This window comes from Peribacillus sedimenti (assembly GCF_046237635.1).
In the GTDB taxonomy this organism is placed as follows: domain Bacteria; phylum Bacillota; class Bacilli; order Bacillales; family DSM-1321; genus Peribacillus; species Peribacillus sedimenti.
The window spans coordinates 789,585-808,368 of record NZ_CP143547.1; the positions used below are offsets into that span (position 1 = coordinate 789,585).

An 18,784-nucleotide genomic window follows, 5' to 3' on the forward strand; every position below is an offset into this window, starting at 1 on the left:
GAACCACCATATGAAACTCGGTCAAAAAATCTTAATCATTTCCATATTGCCATTACTGCTTTCAGTCGTAATTATTGGATACAATATTTTAGGTCTCAAGTCATTAAAGTCATCGACTCAGGAAATCGTCAAGAGTTTAATACAAGTAGAAGAATTGAATAGTACGGCGAAAAGCACACAGAAGTCCCTTAGTGCCTATTCATCAAATATCACGGCCGGAAATACAAACGATGTCAATAGCGATCTAAAAAGGCTGCAATCCATATTCAGCCAATTAAACAGCAGGCTGGCCGATAAAGAGCAGCTGCAATTGGCCAATAGAATAGCCGGAAAAATTTCTGCTTTGAAGCAGGAGTCCCTGGCGGCCGTCGAAACAGGGAACCAGGCAGAAATTAAAAGGCAGTCCCTGCGTACAAAAGGGGCCATGAACGATATTTATGAATTAAAAAGAATGATTAATGACGAATATGATGAAATGCAGGCAGGCTTGCAAAATCAGATAGGCAGTATTGTGGCCTTCTCAATCATAGCATTAATTGTTTTAATAAGTGGAAGTTCCTTTTTATCGATTATTGTTACAAGGCGCATTGTTGGCCCTATTAAACAAATTACAGCCAGTGCACAGGAGATAGCACGCGGAAATCTCGCCGCTACGCATGTGAAACGTAAATCGAAGGATGAGATTGGGGCATTAGATATCGCCTTCCATCAGATGGCCGAAAATTTGCATGAAGTTATTAAGCATGTAGGAAATAGTTCAAACCAGGTTGCAGCTTCTGCTGAAGAGCTCATGGCGAGTGCAGATGAAACCATGAAGGGATCAGAGCAAATCGCATATTCCATACAGCAGGTTTCGGCAGGAGCGGAAAACCAAACTGTTATGTCAGAACGTTCGGTTCGCGCCGTTGAACAAAGCAGGCTTAGGGTTACCCGTATTGCGGATAGTGCTGCGATTGTATATGACCTGACCGAAGAAGCCAGTACCAAGACGGTCGAGGGCTCAAGCCTCGTACAGGATACTTTGCTGCAAATGGACTATATCAATGAATCGGTTGAAGAAACAGACAGGGCACTTAAGATTTTAAATCAGAAATCCGAAGAAATAGGCACTATTCTCACCTTGATTAAGGACATAGCGGACCAAACCAATTTGCTCGCCTTGAATGCAGCCATAGAAGCTGCGCGTGCAGGAGAAGCTGGAAAAGGCTTTGCGGTAGTTGCGGATGAAGTTCGTAAACTCGCTGAGCAGACACGGAAATCAGTTGCAGATATCTCTGTGATTACGAATGACATTCTCTCAGATACCGTACAGACAGTTGTATCAATAGAAAATGTGAAGACAAAAGTGGGATCTGGATTGAAAATTGCTCACCGGACAAAGGAAACATTCAGCTCCATCATGTCCTCAATAGACAAGGTATCTGATCAGATTAAAGAAATTACGGTAATATCCCAGCAGATTAATCATGAGGTAATGGATGTATCGGAGCATGTAACCGAAATGTCGTTGGTAGCGGGCACAACATCAGTGAGCTCTGCTGAAGTAGCTACAGCTTCGGAACAGCAGCTAGCCTCTATGGAAGAAGTACATGCAGCGGCAATATCGCTGGCAGGCCTTGCTGAGGAACTTCAGAATGCCATTTCAAGATTTACGGTAGAATAATATCAGGAAAAAGAAGCCATGAATGATTACAGGAGGCTCCCGTAAAAGGGAGCTTCTTTTTTAATTATATCCCATGAAATAAATATCTGCTAAATCGCTAACTGTCTATGTATGAAGAACATTTGTCTTTATTATGCGGAATTTTTTCTTGATTGTTTGAACAAAAACCGTGATAATAAAAGGTAATTTTTATTGAGTTTATACAAATAGGGGATGTGGCAAATGAAGGTTGTAAAATTTGGCGGGACGTCTTTGGCCTCGGGAGAACAGGTAAGAAAGGTATTTGACATTGTTACATCGGACCCTGACCGGAGGATTGTCGTTGTTTCCGCACCAGGGAAGCGCTATCCGAATGATGTCAAAGTCACAGACCTGTTAATACAATGTGCAGAACAGTATTTGCAATACAGGGCACAGGAGCATGGATCGGAAAATGAATTGCAGCGAATGGCCATGCCCGAATCAGTGGCTGCCATCGTCAAAAGATATGAGGAAATCGCCGACGAATTAAAAATGGATGCAGCGGTTATTTCAGAAATTGAACACAACCTTCTTTCCATTCTTGAAGGAGATATATCTAACGAAGAGCGTTTTTTTGATTCTGTAAAGGCGAGTGGTGAGGATAGTAATGCGCGGCTGATCGCTGCTTATTTTCAGAGCAGGGGCGTAGATGCTACATATATTAATCCGAAGGATGCTGGCCTGATTGTAAGTGATGAGCCAGGACAAGCGCAGGTTCTGCCAGAATCGTATGACCGTTTATATAACCTGCGTGAACAAGACGGAATTGTTATTTTTCCAGGTTTTTTCGGCTATAGCGAAAATGGGGAAGTTATTACCTTTTCACGCAGCGGATCAGATATAACAGGGTCTATCCTGGCAAACGGGGTAAAGGCGGACCTATACGAAAATTTCACCGATGTGGATGCCGTGTATTCTGTAAATCCTTTTATCGTCTCCAATCCAAAGGAAATAAAGGAATTGACTTACCATGAAATGAGGGAGCTCTCATATGCGGGTTTTTCAGTACTGCATGATGAAGCGCTTATACCTGCCTTCAGGGCTGGAATTCCTGTCCATATAAGAAATACAAATAATCCTGATGCACCTGGGACCAGGATTCTAAATGAACGGGAACAAACAAATGGGCCAGTCATAGGGATTGCAAGCGACAGCGGCTTTTGCAGCATTTATGTCAGCAAATATTTAATGAACCGGGAGCTAGGATTCGGCAGGAGGCTATTGCAAATTCTAGAAAACCATCATCTGTCCTATGAGCATACTCCTTCCGGCATTGATGATATTTCGGTCATCTTGAGACAAAATCAATTTAGCCAAAGGGAAGAAGATCAAATAGTATCAAGGATTTATGAAGAACTGCAAGCCGACGAGGTCAAAGTGGAAAAAAACCTTTCGCTGATCATGATAGTGGGAGAGGGAATGCGGCACAATGTAGGAACCACTGCGCGGGCCTCAAAGGCTTTGGCTGAAGCCGGAGTAAACATCGAAATGATTAATCAGGGATCTTCAGAGGTGAGCATGATGTTTGGTGTGAAAAATAAGGACGAAAAGAAGGCTGTTCAGGCCCTGTATCGTGAATTTTTTGCGGGAGTGGCCGTTTTATAAAAAGACATGAAAGAGGCGCTAAGAGGGATATTTCCTTTTTAGCGCCTTATTTTTATCTTTAGGTTCGGTTTAAGTCTGAAAGTAAATAAAATTCTAAATGGGCATATCGTCATTATCAAACTATTTAAAAATTTAAATAAAGAATGTATGATAATATAAAAGTATTTCGATTGTCTAAGTTTCTTGAGTGCAGCAAGTGATTCGTTTAAAATGGATGTACTTATTACAGGCTTGCATCAAAATTGAAGGGCTATCAGGTGATGTTTATGACTAAATTCTTTTCTTTTTTTAGGCCATACCGGTGGCCAATGTCGGTCGCCATATTTTTTATGCTTCTGGAGCTGGCTGTTGAACTTCTTCAGCCTGTATTGATGGCGAAAATTATTGACGAGGGAATCCTGAAGAACGATTTAAACACCGTATATATCCTTGGAGCTGTAATGCTTGGAATCTCACTGATAGCATTCGCGGGGGGAATGTTCAGCTCGTTTGTAGCATCCCATGTCAGTCAAAGCGTTGGATTTGATATACGGAAGAGCTTAATTCACAAAATCCAGGCCTTCTCTTTTACAAATCTTGATAAGTTCCCTGCTTCTTCATTAATCACAAGAATGACAGCCGATGTCCAAGTCCTTCAATCGACGGTCTTTATGGGATTGCGGATTATGCTTAGGGCTCCTCTTTTGGTTATCGGAGGAACCATAATGGCTGTTTCTGTAAATTTCAAGCTGGCCTTCATACTTCTGATAGCAATTCCAATTGTTATTTTTTTTCTGTTTTGGGTTATGCAGAAAGCTGGGAGAATGTTTAAGTCCGTACAGGGAAGGCTGGATAAGGTCAATTGTGTTATGAGGGAAAACCTTACCGGCATGCGCCTTATAAAGGCTTTCCTCCGAAAGGATCATGAAATTGGGCGATTTAAGAATGCCAGTGAGGATTTGCAAAATATAACTGCGTCTTCTTTACGGCTGATCGAAACATCCATGCCTATACTGCTGCTAATCATGAATATCGGCCTTGTAATAATTCTTTGGTCTGGCAGCATACAAATTGATACCAATAGCATAAAAGTAGGGGAAGTAGTCGCAATCGTAAACTATGCCACAAGGATAACAGCATCATTCTCAATGTTTTCTTGGCTGATCATGTCACTATCGAGAGCGCGAGCTTCAGCACAGCGGATCGAGGAAGTGTTGGGGACAGAAATTGATCTTCTTGAAACCAACGAGGTTGATCCAAACGCTTCCATCGTACGTGGAAAGATAGAGTTCAAAGGGGTATCCTTTCAATATCCGCTTACAGACGAACCGGTCTTGTCTGATATTTCATTTACAGCTCTGCCTGGAGAAACTGTTGCAATCATGGGTGCCACAGGTTCAGGCAAGAGTTCACTGTTTCAATTGATTCCGCGACTTTATGATACAGATAGGGGCGAGGTTTTAATAGACGGAAATAATGTACGGCATATCAAGCTGGATGCACTCCGAAAGCAAATAGGCGTGGTACCCCAGGCGGCCCTCCTTTTCTCTGGTTCAGTAGCCGATAATGTGGCATGGGGAAAGGAAGAAGCGACTGAGGAAGAGATTATAGAAGCGGCTAAAAGTGCCCAAATCCATGAAACAATAATGGACCTCCCTAAACAATATAAAACAGCTCTGGGTCAAAAAGGAGTCAATTTATCAGGCGGCCAAAAACAGCGTCTGTCCATTGCCCGGGCTTTAGTAAGGAAGCCTAAGATTCTTCTTTTAGATGACAGTACAAGCGCTCTGGATTTAAAAACCGAAGCCAAACTGCTTGAAGCGTTAAAGCGATACTCATGTACAACATTAATCATTACGCAAAAAGTCAGTACTGCAATTGAGGCTGATACCATCTTGTTAATGGATGAAGGAAGGTTAATAGCATCAGGGAAGCACGAGGAGCTGCTGGCTGAAAACAGTCTTTATCAGAAAATTTATCAATCTCAATTTGGAAGGGAGGCACTCAAGATTGCGGCGCATAACACCTCCTACTAATTCCCGTAGACATGGCAGTGATAAGAAAGAGAAAGAAAAAGGACGGAATTGGGTTCCCACATTGAGAAGAATATGGGCATATCTTATTTCCAATAAACTTCTATTAATCCTGGTTTTGGCCATGATCATAATCAGCTCGGCTCTTGGGCTTTTAGGGCCTTACCTGGTAGGAGTGGCAATTGATGAGTATATTGTAAAGAGGGAAACCGAGGGGTTTGTGAAGCTGATATTTGGTTTGCTTATAGTTTACATGTTTTATTCATTATCTACATGGCTTCAAAATTACTGGATGATTGGAATTGCACAGGATACTGTAAAGGTGATGAGAAACCAGCTGTTTGAGCATTTGCAAAAACTTCCGATTCCTTTTTTTGACAGACGGCAGCATGGTGAATTAATGAGCCGGGTAACCAACGATATCGAAAACGTAAGTTCCACTCTTAACACATCGGTTATTCAGATTTTTTCAAGCGTTCTTACACTTGTCGGCACGGTATCTGTAATGATTTGGCTCAGTCCATTGCTTACACTTGTTACACTGTTGATAGTTCCGTTAATGTTTATGGGAATGAAGTGGATTACTTCACGCACTGGAAAGCTGTTCAAAGAACAACAAAGAAACCTTGGAGAACTTAATGGCTTTATTGAAGAAACCATTTCAGGGCAGAGGATTGTAAAGACATTCTCGCAGGAACCAAGAGTTATAGAAGAGTTTCTTGATCGCAGTGACCGCCTTAAGCAATCCGGCTATTTTGCACTGGCCTATTCCGGATTTATCCCAAAGCTAATGAACTTTTTAAACAATTTCAGCTTTACGATAGTGGCGGCCATAGGCGGGCTTCTCGCACTTCATCATCACATTACAATCGGTACCATTGTTGTATTTGCTGAGTATTCCAGACAGTTTACCCGGCCGTTGAACGATTTGTCCAATCAGTTTAATACCTTGCTTTCTGCGGTGGCGGGTGCGGAAAGGGTATTCGAGATCTTAGATGAAGAAGTAGAAGAAAAGGATGAACATAGCGCAGAACTGTTGGTTAAAATATCTGGTATTGTAGATTTTGAAGATGTTTCATTTTCGTACGAAAAGGGCGGGAATACGATTAAGAATGTAAGTTTCCATGTATCCATGGGTGAAACAATAGCCTTGGTTGGTCCGACCGGGGCAGGTAAGACGACTATTGTCAATCTGTTGTCCAGGTTTTATAATCCTGATCAGGGGAGAATCCTGGTTGATGGAATAGATATCAGCCAGGTAAAGAGGAGCAGTTTGCGTAAACATATGGCATTTGTGCTTCAGGATTCTTTTCTCTTTGAAGGGAGCATACGGGAAAATATTCGGTATGGACGGCTTAATGCAAGCGATGATGAAGTGGAACAGGCAGCAAGGCTCGCTAATGCGCATTCTTTTATAATGAAGCTGCCCAAGCAATATGACACAGTGCTGAAACAGGATGGGACCGGCATCAGCCAGGGGCAGCGCCAGCTCCTCTCCATTGCGCGCGCCATACTGGCTGATCCAACCATATTGATTCTTGATGAAGCAACAAGCAGTATTGATACCATTACAGAAGTGAAAATCCAAGAAGCGCTTCAAAGGCTCATGGAAGGAAGAACAAGCTTTGTTATCGCTCATAGACTGAATACCATTCAGCAGGCAGATCAAATTCTTGTACTGCAGGAAGGCCGAATTATTGAAAAAGGCACACATCAATCATTGATGAAGCAAAAAGGTTTTTATCATGGTTTAAATCAGACCTATCGGAAAGATTCGGGATCTATGACTGGATAACACAGGAGGAGAACTCTAAGGGTTCTCCTAAAACTGGTGTAAGTAATATTTTTTGGTAAATCGTAATTATTTTGTTTAATATACTATTGTAAATCTGAATGAGGTTATATTTTGATAGCAACAAAACATCCACAATATCGTAAAGTAGTGGTAATGGACGTGAGTACTGGCTTCCCGTTCCTGAGAGGCTCGACCTGGGTATCATCTGAAAAGATAAAGCGGAAACGATGGAAATACGTGTCTGCTTCTAAAGGCAGAGGTAAGTTCCGACACCCATCCATTCTATACTGACGCCAGAAGTACGTTGATAGTCGCGGAGGGCTGAGCGATTTCTGCAAAAATATAATATAAGATAAACTGAATAGTAAAAGCCTGTATCCATTTATTGCGATACAGGCTTTTTTGCTTCTGTTCCTCTTGAAGGGTAAACGTTTTTTATATATATCTTCCAGAAATAAATTGCTATTTAAAGATAGGTTATTTTATAATTCAAAATAGATAGAATATTTTAACAATATACTTTGGAGGTGTTTCCTGTTCAATAAAAAAATTATCCGCAGAGTTTTTTATTCAATGAAAATAGGGGAGATCTACAGGAGGAAGATACAAGGATGAAAGCAATTAAATCGATACTTTTATGGGGCGTCATTTCAGCATTTGGGGCAATCAGCTTCGGTTACATCGCTTTAAAGCGCGGTGAGAGCATTAATGCTGTCTGGGTTTTGACAGCTGCAGTGTGTGTGTATGCTGTTGCATATCGCTTTTACAGCAAATTCATTGCGAATAAGGTTTTTCAGCTGGATGATAGGCGCAGGACACCAGCCGAGCTACATAATGATGGGAAGGATTATGTCCCTACGAACAAATGGGTCCTTTTCGGACATCATTTCGCTGCTATTGCAGGTGCAGGGCCGCTTGTTGGGCCAATCCTCGCAGCACAGATGGGATATTTGCCGGGAACCCTTTGGATTGTTGTAGGGGTCGTTCTGGCAGGGGCCGTCCAGGACTTTATCATTTTGTTTGCTTCGATTAGAAGAAACGGAAAATCACTCGGAGAAATGATCAAGGAAGAAATCGGACCGATCACCGGATTAATATCAATGGTTGGTATTCTTGGTATCATGATAATTTTATTGGCAGTTTTGGCATTGGTAGTTGTGAAAGCGCTTGTAGGAAGTCCGTGGGGCATGTTCACAATAGCTGCGACCATACCGATTGCAATATTTATGGGAATCTACATGCGTTATATAAGGCCGGGACGTGTCGGAGAAGGATCAATCATAGGTATCATACTACTATTACTTTCTTTATATGGCGGCCAGTATGTGGCTGAGCATCCGACACTTGCGCAAATGTTTACCTTCAAGGGTGAAACGATTGCCCTTATGATGATTGCATACGGATTTATTGCATCCGTTCTTCCAGTTTGGCTGCTGCTCGCCCCGAGGGATTACTTGAGCACCTTCCTGAAGGTTGGTACGATTGTGGGCTTGGCTATTGGAATATTAATTGTAGCACCTTCACTGGAAATGCCGGCTGTGACGAAATTTGTTGACGGAACAGGCCCGGTGTTTGCGGGAAATCTGTTTCCATTTTTGTTCATAACAATAGCTTGTGGAGCAGTGTCCGGTTTTCACTCTCTGGTATCTTCCGGAACGACTCCTAAAATGATCGAAAGGGAAACTCACGCCCGCCCGATTGGTTATGGTGCCATGCTTACAGAATCCTTTGTAGCTGTGATGGCGATGATTGCAGCCTGTGTATTGACACCAGGGATTTACTTTGCGATTAACAGCCCTCCAGCAGTAATCGGTACAGATGCTGTAGCAGCCGCGGCTGTTATCTCAGATTGGGGCTTTAAGCTTACGCCTGATGATCTTACAACACTGGCCGACAATGTGGGTGAGGAAACCATTATTTCCCGTACAGGAGGAGCTCCTACACTTGCAATTGGGATGGCGGTTATTTTCTCAAAAGTAATCGGTGGAAATGCATTGATGGCATTCTGGTATCATTTTGCGATCCTGTTTGAAGCTCTATTCATTCTGACGACAATCGATGCGGGAACAAGGGTAGGAAGATTTATGATCCAGGACATTATTGGCACCGCTTACAAGCCGTTTGCAAGGACTGACGCTTGGGTTCCGAATATTATCGCTACCGCTTTATGTGTTCTTGGTTGGGGATATTTCTTGTATCAGGGAGTCATAGATCCGCTGGGAGGAATAAATACACTATGGCCGCTATTTGGTATTGCTAACCAAATGCTTGCAGGGATTGCCTTGTTGTTAGGCACAACTGTCCTGTTCAAAATGGGAAAGAAAGCTTATACATGGGTAACCCTTGTGCCGACAACGTTTTTGCTAATTGTCACCATGACTGCAGGATGGCAAAAGCTATTCCATGAAAATCCGAGGATTGGATTCCTGGCACATGCGAAAATCTTTCAGGATGAATTGGATAAAGGAGGGATTCTTGCTCCGGCTGCATCTGTAGCACAAATGAAACAGGTCATCATAAATGATTATGTAGATGCAACACTGACTGCCATCTTCATGCTTGTTGTGATTACCGTACTTATTTCAGCAATCAGATTGTGGATAAAAGTGTTGCAGAATCATAAGGTTACACTCCACGAAACAGCCTATATTTCGCGCAGCTAAGACTATCGAAGCCGGGGATTGACCCAGTGCAATGGAGGTGATATTTTGTTCAAGAAAATTGCCGAGATTGTTAGACTAAGAAACCAATTCATCAGCTTGCTTGTAGGGGTGCCCTCTTATGAGGCGTATGTAGAACATATGAAGGCTCACCATCCCGAACAGGAAGTAAAGTCCCGCAAACAATTTTTCTGTGAAGCACAGGAGGAAAGGTATAACGCCAAGGGCGGGAAAGTCTCACGGTGCTGTTGAGGGCACGTTCAATAGGAGAAGATATAAAAGGCATCCGATTATGGATGCCTATTTTTTATGAAGAAATCCACTTAATGTTAGGAAACCTAACATAAATTTCAATAATTTTCTAAATTGTTCTTGAAATTATTAAACTTTGAATATATGATAAGTGTATTAACTAAGTATGTTAGAAAACCTAACATATAAAAGGGTACAGAGAAAGGGAGATGAATATGCAGATCGGTGATGCAGTATTTATGTTTTTTGCAACTTTGCTCGTATGGATAATGACCCCTGGTATTGCGTTATTTTATGGAGGAATGGTCAGAAGCAAAAATGTGTTAAGTACTGCAATGTACAGTTACATGCCTATGGCCATTGTTTCTATCCTTTGGGTATTGGTTGGGTACTCCATTTCCTTTTCAACAGGAGGAAATGCCTTTGTGGGGAATCTTGATTGGGCTGGCCTAAAGGGGGTATCCTTTGACCCAAATCCTGATTACAGCGCTACGATTCCTCATAATTTATTTATGCTTTTCCAAATGACTTTCGCTGTGCTGACGGTCGCCATTATTTCGGGAGGCATTGCTGAAAGAATGAGGTTTTCCGCTTTTGTGATTTTTACGATAGTATGGTCTGTTGTGGCATATGCTCCGGTTGCACACTGGGTATGGGGAGTCGGCGGATGGCTGAGGGAATTGGGGGCATTGGACTTTGCAGGAGGAAATGTTGTTCATATATCTTCCGGAGTCACAGGTTTGGTGCTTGCGATCATGCTTGGCAAACGCAGGGATGGAAGTGAGAGTACGCCGCATAACCTGCCGCTGACTTTTCTTGGGGCTACCTTAATTTGGTTTGGCTGGTATGGATTTAACGTTGGAAGTGCACTTACAATCAATGATGTTGCAATGGTGGTATTCGTAAATACGGCGGTTGCGGCCGGGGCGGGTATTATTGGCTGGCTGGCTGTGGAATATTTTATTAATAAAAAACCTACAATGCTTGGTGCCCTCTCAGGAGCCATTTCAGGATTGGTTGCAATTACACCGGCCTGTGGATTTGTAACACCAGCTGCCGCGATTGTGATTGGTTTGATAGGTGGGGCGGTTTGTTTCTGGGGAGTATTTTCTCTTAAGAAAAAGCTCGGTTATGATGATGCATTGGATGCATTTGGCCTGCATGGCATTGGTGGAACATGGGGTGGAATTGCCACAGGGCTTTTTGCGACTACAAAAGTAAACTCTGCAGGTGCTGATGGATTATTCTATGGTGATTTCAGTTTACTGTGGAAACAGCTGGCCGCAATTTTAGCTACTTATATCTTTATTGCCGTTATCACTTATGTGACGGCCAAAGTGATTGATTTCTTTGTACCAATACGGGTGAACGAGGATGAGGAATCCCTTGGGCTGGATATCACACTTCACGGAGAGAAAGCCTATCACGAGAACTTTTAGGGGGAATGGGAATGGCTGAAAAGCTTACAAAAATAGAAATTGTTACACGCCCAAGCAAATTTGAGGATTTCAAGCGGGAGCTTGCTAAAATTGGGGTCAGTGGCATCACTGTATCGGACGTCAAGGGAACAGGACTTCAAAAAGGTTTTACTGAAACCTATCGAGGTGTGACACGTGAAATTACGTTACATGACAGGATTAAAATAGAGATTGTTGTCTGTGAGGTTCCGGTACAGGATGTGGTCGATGTAGCGAGGAAATTTTTTAATACGGGAAAACCGGGGGACGGGAAGATCTTTATATATGAACTGGAAAATGTGATAAAGATACGTACAGGTGAAGAAGGTCATGCAGCATTGAAAAATGAAAAGTGAATGGATAGATAGAATTGCCGCAGGAACGAAACAATGGTTGGTGAGCCTATGGGAAAGCTGATTAAACTTGTTGCAGCAAAGAAAGAAAAAATTATTCTTCAGCTCCTTTCATCAAAAACCTATCTTCCATCTGACCGGGATTTTTTGGTAAACTTGCCTTTAAAGGACCTGGAGGACATGTTGAAACGAGAACTGAAAAAATGAATAATTACCTTGGCGGAAGCGGGACCATAACCCGTTTCTTTTTTTTACTTTGTGTGCAGGATGGATATTTTTATTTTATAATACAGATAGCGGCAAATGTTAAAGAGTGGAAATTGAGCTTGTCATTTCTGCTGCATTACAGGAGGTGGTTATCGTGGCCAATCGTTTTGGATTGCCGGAATCCGCAGCGCCTCATGCAAAGCCTGGTAATGGAAAGGCGATACTTTGCATGGGAAGGAACATTATACGATATCGCCATGAAAAGCTAGTTCATTTCTGATTACCGGCTTTGCACCTTATTTAAATTTAAAAATAAGGGGCGGGCAAAATGAAATATATTAAAGCTTCAACAGTGCTACCTGAATACCTGATACAAGAAATCCAAAAGTATGTTCAGGGAGAAACAATTTATATACCCAAACCGGAAGCATCCTACCAGAAATGGGGAACACGCTCCGGTGGAAGAAAGATGATTGATGAAAGAAATGCCATGATTAAGCGTTCTTTTAAAAATGGGAAGCAGATTCCGTGTTGGGCAGAAGAATATTTTCTTTCGATAGAAACCATAAAAAAAATTGTCTATTCTAATTAAAATGTAGGAAGCATTGATAATGAACACTGATTTATCAGTGCTTTTTCATATGTAAAGTTTGATTCCGAAACATATTTTACATATATAAAACGGGTATGCTGCATTAACCTGAAAGGGAAGATTTTTTTGCAAACAGCATCAAGTCTGGCAAGGGAAGCTGGCAGAGCAAAAATTCTTAGCCTGATTTAGGTAAGGAGGTACAAATTGTGGCTGAAACATTACTAAAAAACCATGAATTTAATTTTATAAAGAAACAAGTACATATAATCAAGGACAGTTATAAAAAGGGCTTGGACCCGAATGTGCTCAATGCGGTCAAGGATAGCGCCATATACAAGATACAAGAGTTATTGTCAGAAGAAGCTTTCGTACGATTGGAGATGCTGGAGCTTACAACACTTAGGACTGATGATCAGTTTGACCAGTATATCGAAAAATTGGCCGGCTATAAACTACCTTTTCCAAAGGTTTCTGAGCAGCAGTTGAAAAAGTTGTTTCCCAAAAACAAGAAGTTAAAGGTCCCGAATCTTTCTGAATTAAATGAATTTGTGACGTATTTGGGCTGGAATGACATCGGGACGAATAAGAAATTTATTGTTTATGAGCTGGATGGAAAGCTGACCGGACTGGAATGCAGATTTACTATGGCTACCAAGGATAATATTTGCTCCTTTTGTAACACATTTGGAAAGGTTGCCTTCCTTTCTACTGTAACTAAAGCTAAAAGGTCCAATAACCCAGATTACTACAAGTCCATTGGCAACTATATGTGTTTTGACAGCGATGCATGCAATAGCAAGATATCCGATGTGGGATCTTTGGAAAGATTCATTACAGAATCACTGCGAGAAAGCTGACTTCTTGAGGCTGGGAGATACAATTCATCAGCACATGTGCGCATCAGGTCTCGGGATCGTAGGGTTTTTGCGCGGGGAAGATGATGAGGATAACAGCAAAAAAGCCCGTATTACACGGGCTTTTTGATGCTCACAGGCCAAGTGAAATATATTTTATTTCAAGGAATTCTTCTATTCCATAATGGCCGCCCTCACGTCCAAGACCACTTTGCTTAAATCCTCCGAACGGTGCCTGAGGAGTGGAAGGCAAGCCATCGTTTAGGCCGATGATTCCGTATTCAAGACTTTCCACAACACGAATACCTTCTGAGATATTTTCCGTGAAGACATAAGCAGCAAGGCCATAAATGGAATTATTGGCTCTCTCAATAGCTTCTTCAACGGTCTTAAAAGGTGTGATCGGCATGACTGGACCGAAGGTTTCCTCCTGCATGCACAGCATGCTGTCATTTACATTAGAGAGTACAGTAGGTTCTATAAATAAATCGGAAGCTGTTCCGCCAGTTTCAAGCTTTGCCCCTAATTTAATTGCATCATCAATATGGGATGTGACTTTTTTGACAGCCCTGTCATCGATCAGCGGCCCTATATCGGTTCCTTCTTCCAGTCCGTTACCGACCTTTAGTTCATTTACTTTAGGAATAAGCCGGTCTATAAATTGCTGGTAAATGGATTCATGAACATAAACCCTGTTCGAGCACACACAGGTTTGGCCGGCATTTCGGAATTTAGATGCGATAACTCCGTTGACAGCTTTGTCTAAATCAGCATCAGCAAGCACAATGGAGGGCGCATGTCCTCCAAGCTCCAGCGATATTTTCTTTACTGTATCTGCAGAGCCGCGCATCAGCAGTTTGCCCACAGGAGTCGATCCAGTAAAGGTCAATTTTCTGACTCGATTATCTGCGAGCCAGGCATCGCCTATTTCTTTTGCCGCTCCTGTCACTACATTGATCACACCCTTTGGAATACCCGCTTGATCAGCAAGCTCTGCCATTTTATAGGCAGTAAGGGGTGTGAGCTCTGAAGGCTTGATGACCACCGTACATCCGGCAGCTAAGGCTGGTGCGACCTTTCTTGTAATCATCGCAGCCGGAAAGTTCCAAGGTGTGATGACCGCAACGACGCCAACTGGCTGTTTCGAAACAAATAAACGCTTGTTGCGCTGTGTCGCAGGTATTGTCTCCCCATAAATTCTTTTGCCTTCTTCGGCATACCAGGACAAAAATCCATTAGCATACGCCATTTCCCCGAGCGCCTCTTTAAGAGGTTTGCCCTGTTCCATAGTCATAGTACGGGCTAGATCATCAATATTATCGTTGATCAAATCAAACCATTTGCGGATTAATTCTGAACGTTCATACACACTGTATGAGGACCAATGCTTGAATGCTTCATATGCAGCATCGGTGGCAAGATTGGCTTCGCGGGCTCCTCCATTCGGAATAGTAGCGATGATTGCTCCTGTAGCCGGATTAGCGACCTCAATGGTTTCGATGCCTTCATCAATCCATTCGCCATTGATAAACAATTTGTAGCGTTCCATGTAATTGCCTCCTTCAGGTTCATGTAATAGTAGTTTCGAGCTTTAAATCAGCGGTAATGTGAAAGTCATTCTTTTATTATTTTTTCATTAACTAAATTGTAATCTACTTTGTTTTTATGTAGAAATCATTTGCCTATCGGCAATATGCAACACAGGATCCGATAGTTAAGGTAAGCGGGTTATTTAGGTGAACGTGAACTGGTTCGAACATAAAATTTGGAGTTCGAGCATAAAAATGCAGATATCGTTCATAAACTGCATATACTGAGCATAAAAAACGGATGTTCGAGATTAGGACGGGAAGTATCGATCATAAGATAAATATAAACCATGATATTTTTATAACCGAAATAAAATTTCGAAGAACTTCGATGGTTTATATCTTATTTTCTTTCAAAAATACAAAGGTATTGGAAAAAAAGAGAAACTAGAACTCGATGGAGCTGACAACCGGGAATTCATCGCAGGTGATGAAACGAATTGGACATGGACAAATACTATTTTATCTCCCATGTATCTTATGGATTGCTGGTTGAGAAATAATTAATATGGATAATTGGATATAAACGTGTGCTACACAGAACCTCCTCCCATAAACCTGTAACGTATTTTTGCTAACAATAAGTTTATGATACTATTATAATGCGAATACTCCGAAAAATCTTTTAATTGTAATTCGTTTTATTTATTCGATGGCAGTTAGGAGCAAATAGAGATGAAAAAGCTGAGCAAGGAAAACTATCAAGCTGCAGTCCAATGTATAAAATCCATGGCGAGACCTTTAGAACAATCCCTTTTTTCATTCGAGTTCGAAGGAGGCGGGAAAGAAGCGGTCTTAAATGAACTGGAGAAATTCCAAAATAAAGATGGTGGATTTGGCAATGGGCTTGAACCAGATTTTCGCTGTCAAGAATCTTCGGCCATTGCGACAGCTGTTGCATTGCTTCATTTATCAAGAATTAAGGCAGAACCTTCCCACCAAATGGTACAAATGGCATTTCAATACTTAAATATTTCGTATGATAATAAGACGTTAGGCTGGGCACAGGTACCGAAAGAGGTAGAGGAGGCACCCCGGGCACCCTGGTGGAATTATAAAGAACTGAATGAGGATTGGGGGAACCCAAATGCTGAATTAATAGGTTTTTTATTGGAGTTTAAACAGCAGCCGCCGTTTCTGCAAGATTTGAAAGCATATGCGATCAATCGTATAAATTCTGTTGAAAATATAGAATTTCATGAGGTATTGTCTTATATAAAATTGTATGAGAGATTGCCGCAGGAAGAGCGGATTCAGATGGAGATACCGTTAAAGAGGGCGGTTAAATGCTCGGTAACATACCGTTCAGAAGCCTGGGACAGCTATTGCCTTCAGCCAGTACAAGTAGATCCGGCAGGGATTAATTTTACAGATAAAGAAGTAATGGACAAGAATCTATCATACTTATTAAGTAAGCAATGTCCGGAAGGGTATTGGAATCCAACCTGGGAATGGGGGCAATTTGAGAAGGAATGGCCAAAAGCCCGGGATGAGTGGAGAGGGATACTGACACTGGATTATCTGCGAATTTTGAAGGTGTATGATCGTATTGAAAGATAACAGAAAATCTCCGGCAGCCGCCGGAGATTTTTATTTTTTGTATACTTTAACTTTTACAGTTTTAACTCCCCATTGAATCGCTTTGCTTTTTGAAGGGACGAATACATCGATTTTATTTCCTTTAATGGCACTGCCTTTATCAGCGGCAACCGCATAGCCGTAGCCTTCTACGTAAACCTTGCTGCCCAGCGGGATAACCCTTGGGTCAACAGAAATGGCCTTAACGGAAGGATTCTTTTTCAAGTTTAAGCCGGTTGCTGTAATTCCACTGCAGCCTTTGCAGTTTGCTGTATAAGCTGTCGCTTTAACACTGATTGTTTTATATGCTGCTTTTTTTACAGAGGCTTTCTTCACAGCTGCCTTTTTCGCAACTGCCTTTTTAGCAGCAGATGCATTTAATTTTAGAACTTGTTTTGGCTTGATTGTGTCGCTTTTTAGTTTATTCCATGTCTTAAGTTGACTAACGGTAACTTTGCTCTTTTTCGCGATTCCCCATAAAGTGTCACCGCTCTTTACCTGATATGTGCCGGCCGCCGAAGCAGCTCCAGAAAATCCAAACATAAGTACTGCGGATGAAGCTATGTAAAATAGTAATTTTTTCAAAATACTAATCCCCTTTAACGATTTCGTATAAATAGAATAACAGGTAAATATAACATTCGTGTTTCAGAGAGTTGCTATTTATATTACAAAACTAAGACATGTGTTTTTAGCATGTAATAAACGAGAAATAAAAGATGAGCCGGCATTTTTTTCAAGCAGAGGGAAATGCGGATGGTTGCCGCTCAAAAATGTAAAAGAAGACTGTCAGAATTCGATGAATGTTGTTTAGCGCAGATAGGAGTTATTAGAAAGTGGGCTTACAATTTTTTTATTGGTATTTAAAAAGCCAGACCACTCACTAGCGGCTGGCCTTGTTGTATCAATGAAGCGGAGGTGGAACGAACTCCCTGATATAATCTATTAGCATGTCTTTGTATATTTCCACAGATTCAGTGACAATATATTCTTCATTTCCATGCCAGCCGAAACCGCATGGTCCGAATTCTATGACAGGTATGCCCAATGCAGAGAAATATACAGTATCTGCTGTTCCATGCTGGCCAAATACCAGTGGCTCATAGCCTGTGTATTTCTGGATGACGGGCTTTAAGAGGCTGATATACGGATCATCAGGCTTAGTCTTAACAGGGACTGTGGAGAATCTGACAAGTATATTTCCATCTGTTATGCTCTCTATCTGCCTGATTATTTCATTTCTGTCCTGTTTCGGGAGATAACGAATATCAAACGAAACGATACATTTATCGGGAACTTTATTATACACTTCACCGGCATTAATTTTTGCAAGGTTAATGGAAGGACAGTCATAAAAATCCGATGTCTCCTTTGCAAAAGGAAGGTTTAAAATGTTCAAATAAACTCCATATGCCTTTTCAATCGCATTCACTCCCTCCCATGGCCGGCTGCTATGTGCTGGCTTGCCATCTATATCAATGTCAAAATGCATTAACCCCTTTGCCTGCAGCCCGATTCCCAGCTGTGTCGGCTCAGAACATATGACAAAATCGCCGGTGAATCCATTCTTAACCAGGTAACCTGTACAATTGAGGCCGCCTATTTCCTCGTCTGCTACAATTTGAAGCTGTACCTTGACTCCAATGGGAAGCTTTTTGAGCTCAGTTAATGCGACCATCATAGCAGCAACGCCAGCCTTCATGTCGGCAGTGCCTCGCCCATATAATTTGCCGTCCGCTTCGTTTGGAAAAAATTGATCCGGCCTGCCGCTGACTACATCGACATGGCCATTGAATATGATGGTTTTATTTCCCGAGCCTATTTCGCACACCAGCATTTTATAACCATTGTTATTCAAGACCTTTGCTTTCAGATCGTTTTTCGATAACCAATCAGCACAGAATTCCACGGCACGATTGGCTCCTGTTTTAGTAGAACTGTCTATTGAAACTAAATCTTTTATTAACTCAATCAGCAATTCTATGGTCCTCCTTTTTGTAATTCTAGCTCGCCTGAACTGCATTTAAACTACTATACCCCGTTTTGTCATGTCGTAAGAGCGATATTTTTGCTGTCGATTTATCGGGTATTACACAGAACATTTGGAAATAATAAGTGGCAGAAAGCGATTCCAATTTCAATTGAC

16 protein-coding genes and 1 pseudogene are annotated in these 18,784 nt (G+C 41.7%); 14 read left to right on the plus strand and 3 right to left on the minus strand.

All coding sequences use genetic code 11. The annotated features are described in order from the left end of the window. Nucleotides 1-10 precede the first annotated feature (10 nt). From V1500_RS03990 to V1500_RS04050, 13 genes and pseudogenes are all read left to right on the plus strand, one after another. Nucleotides 11-1,663 (plus strand): methyl-accepting chemotaxis protein, encoded by a 1,653-nt coding sequence (locus V1500_RS03990; RefSeq protein WP_409304312.1) that lies wholly within the window; start codon nucleotides 11-13, stop codon nucleotides 1,661-1,663. A 222-nt stretch (nucleotides 1,664-1,885) separates the two neighbouring features. After that, complete coding sequence (locus tag V1500_RS03995) at nucleotides 1,886-3,289, plus strand: aspartate kinase (RefSeq protein ID WP_409304313.1); 1,404 nt, start codon at nucleotides 1,886-1,888, stop codon at nucleotides 3,287-3,289. A gap of 266 nt (nucleotides 3,290-3,555) precedes the next feature. Continuing rightward, the gene (locus V1500_RS04000; protein ID WP_409304314.1) at nucleotides 3,556-5,304 is read left to right on the plus strand and encodes an ABC transporter ATP-binding protein; all 1,749 of its coding nucleotides are present in this window, start codon (nucleotides 3,556-3,558) and stop codon (nucleotides 5,302-5,304) included. After that, nucleotides 5,279-7,096 carry an ABC transporter ATP-binding protein gene (locus V1500_RS04005; RefSeq protein ID WP_409304315.1) on the plus strand — a complete coding sequence of 606 codons (1,818 nt, stop codon included), beginning with the start codon at nucleotides 5,279-5,281 and terminating at the stop codon, nucleotides 7,094-7,096. The genes V1500_RS04000 and V1500_RS04005 overlap by 26 nt, the downstream gene beginning before the upstream one ends. A 111-nt stretch (nucleotides 7,097-7,207) precedes the next feature. Further along, a pseudogene (gene rpmE, locus V1500_RS04010) lies at nucleotides 7,208-7,452 on the plus strand (50S ribosomal protein L31). Between the two features lie 255 nt (nucleotides 7,453-7,707). Beyond that, nucleotides 7,708-9,759, plus strand: coding sequence for a carbon starvation CstA family protein (locus V1500_RS04015; RefSeq protein ID WP_409304316.1), 2,052 nt, complete (start codon nucleotides 7,708-7,710; stop codon nucleotides 9,757-9,759). 45 nt (nucleotides 9,760-9,804) lie between these two features. Continuing rightward, complete coding sequence (locus tag V1500_RS04020; protein WP_409304317.1) at nucleotides 9,805-10,008, plus strand: YbdD/YjiX family protein; 204 nt, start codon at nucleotides 9,805-9,807, stop codon at nucleotides 10,006-10,008. Between the two features lie 215 nt (nucleotides 10,009-10,223). After that, the gene (locus V1500_RS04025) at nucleotides 10,224-11,447 is read left to right on the plus strand and encodes an ammonium transporter (RefSeq protein WP_409304318.1); all 1,224 of its coding nucleotides are present in this window, start codon (nucleotides 10,224-10,226) and stop codon (nucleotides 11,445-11,447) included. A gap of 11 nt (nucleotides 11,448-11,458) precedes the next feature. Beyond that, nucleotides 11,459-11,821 (plus strand): P-II family nitrogen regulator, encoded by a 363-nt coding sequence (locus tag V1500_RS04030; protein WP_409304319.1) that lies wholly within the window; start codon nucleotides 11,459-11,461, stop codon nucleotides 11,819-11,821. A 33-nt stretch (nucleotides 11,822-11,854) separates the two neighbouring features. After that, a complete protein-coding gene (locus V1500_RS04035) occupies nucleotides 11,855-12,025 on the plus strand; it encodes a hypothetical protein (RefSeq protein WP_409304320.1) in 171 nt (56 codons plus the stop codon). A 154-nt stretch (nucleotides 12,026-12,179) separates the two neighbouring features. Next, complete coding sequence (locus tag V1500_RS04040) at nucleotides 12,180-12,305, plus strand: hypothetical protein (protein WP_409304321.1); 126 nt, start codon at nucleotides 12,180-12,182, stop codon at nucleotides 12,303-12,305. Between the two features lie 48 nt (nucleotides 12,306-12,353). After that, a complete protein-coding gene (locus V1500_RS04045; RefSeq protein WP_409304322.1) occupies nucleotides 12,354-12,617 on the plus strand; it encodes a CD3324 family protein in 264 nt (87 codons plus the stop codon). A 206-nt stretch (nucleotides 12,618-12,823) separates the two neighbouring features. Further along, the gene (locus V1500_RS04050; protein ID WP_409304323.1) at nucleotides 12,824-13,474 is read left to right on the plus strand and encodes a FusB/FusC family EF-G-binding protein; all 651 of its coding nucleotides are present in this window, start codon (nucleotides 12,824-12,826) and stop codon (nucleotides 13,472-13,474) included. 130 nt (nucleotides 13,475-13,604) lie between these two features. Here V1500_RS04050 and V1500_RS04055 read toward each other — a convergent pair whose 3' ends face one another. Continuing rightward, a complete protein-coding gene (locus V1500_RS04055; RefSeq protein ID WP_409304324.1) occupies nucleotides 13,605-15,020 on the minus strand; it encodes an NAD-dependent succinate-semialdehyde dehydrogenase in 1,416 nt (471 codons plus the stop codon). 715 nt (nucleotides 15,021-15,735) lie between these two features. Between V1500_RS04055 and V1500_RS04060 the strand changes: the two genes are divergently transcribed. Further along, on the plus strand, nucleotides 15,736-16,620 hold the full coding sequence (locus V1500_RS04060) for a hypothetical protein (RefSeq protein WP_409304325.1): 885 nt from the start codon (nucleotides 15,736-15,738) through the stop codon (nucleotides 16,618-16,620). Between the two features lie 30 nt (nucleotides 16,621-16,650). On the opposite strand, the gene V1500_RS04065 is transcribed toward V1500_RS04060, so the two are convergent. Beyond that, a complete protein-coding gene (locus V1500_RS04065; RefSeq protein ID WP_409304326.1) occupies nucleotides 16,651-17,223 on the minus strand; it encodes a 3D domain-containing protein in 573 nt (190 codons plus the stop codon). Nucleotides 17,224-17,542: 319 nt separating this feature from the next. Then, complete coding sequence (locus tag V1500_RS04070; RefSeq protein ID WP_409304327.1) at nucleotides 17,543-18,616, minus strand: M20 family metallopeptidase; 1,074 nt, start codon at nucleotides 18,614-18,616, stop codon at nucleotides 17,543-17,545. Nucleotides 18,617-18,784 lie beyond the last annotated feature (168 nt).